Source organism: Mesorhizobium sp. (assembly GCF_004962925.1).
Classification (GTDB): domain Bacteria; phylum Pseudomonadota; class Alphaproteobacteria; order Rhizobiales; family Rhizobiaceae; genus Mesorhizobium.
The window spans coordinates 13,037-14,223 of the sequence record NZ_SUEO01000053.1 but is presented as its reverse complement, the minus strand read 5'-3'; the positions used below and the strand labels follow the sequence as shown (position 1 = coordinate 14,223).

At 63.5% G+C, this 1,187-nt stretch carries 1 pseudogene; it reads left to right on the top strand.

Annotated features, from left to right (window positions below):
• Positions 1-363: 363 nt before the first annotated feature.
• Positions 364-1,187, top strand: a pseudogene (locus tag E5W87_RS13340) (AsmA family protein); the annotation flags it as partial.

Below are 1,187 nucleotides of genomic sequence, written 5' to 3'. Positions count from 1 at the left end.
AGGCTCCAGAATGTCTCGCGATCGTCGATCGACCAGCGGTGTAGATCGGCATAGGATGAAAAAACTTTGCCGGTTCCGGCCGCGGCGGCCGTCATAAAGGCGGTCATCGGCGCGGTGTCGACCTGGTCTTTCGTCGGTGCCCAGAGCGGTGCGTCGCCAGCCATGATCGTTCCTCCGCGGTCACCACCGCTTATGCATATCGCAGCGCAGCAGAGCAAGATTTTGTTCGGCCGAGCGACGTGGATGTGCGCAAATGCCATCGCTGGGCCATAAAGACTTGAAATGCATCAGCCCTAAGTCGTAGTGACGACTGGGGTTACACCCGTCGGGCGATTTTGTCGGAACGGAAGCATACGGGGCGACATGCCATCACCTTTGATCCGGCGCGGAATATGGGCGATCGGCGTTGCCGTGCTCGTCATCGCGCTGGCCGTCGCCGCGCTGCCGCTCGCCGCCTCGACCCGCATCGTGCGCGACCGCATCGCCTGGGAAATGAGTGCGTGGAGCGGTTTCAGGGTCACCATTGACGGCGCGCCGCGGATTGAGGTCTGGCCGAATTTCCGAGCCATCCTGGCCGACGTGACGCTTTCGCAGTGGACAGAGACCGACGCGCCGCCTGTGATCGAAGCCGAACGGGTCGAGGTCAATCTCTCGGCCATGGCGGCATTGCGTGGCGACGTGGTGTTCTCGACGGCGCGGCTGATCCGGCCAACGATCAGGGTTCAACGCGCAGCAAATGGGCTTTTCCTGCCCGCCTTGCCTTCGGGCGGGCGCATCACACGTTCCATCGACACCGCTCGCGCCGTGGTCAGCGCCAATCCAGCCAAACCGGACCTGAGCAAGCTGCCGGCAGATCCGTTCGGCACCGTGGAGTTCAGGAACGGCCGCGTGGTGACCGCCGTCGACGGCAAGGACATCGAGATACTGAGCAGCCTGAGCGGCCAGGCGAACTGGGCCGCAATGAACAGCAATGCAACGCTGTCGGCGACTGGGATCTGGCGCGGCGAAAGCGTCGCCGTGGATGCCGCTTCGTCGAACCCGCTGGTGCTGTTTGGGGGCGGTGCTGCGCCGATGACGCTTTCCTTCAAGGCGGCCCCTGCCAATTTTTCGTTCGACGGCGTGGCCAGCATGTCCGAAAACGCCTATTTCGACGGCCAGGCGAAGTTTGCGGCACCCTCGCTCAGGCG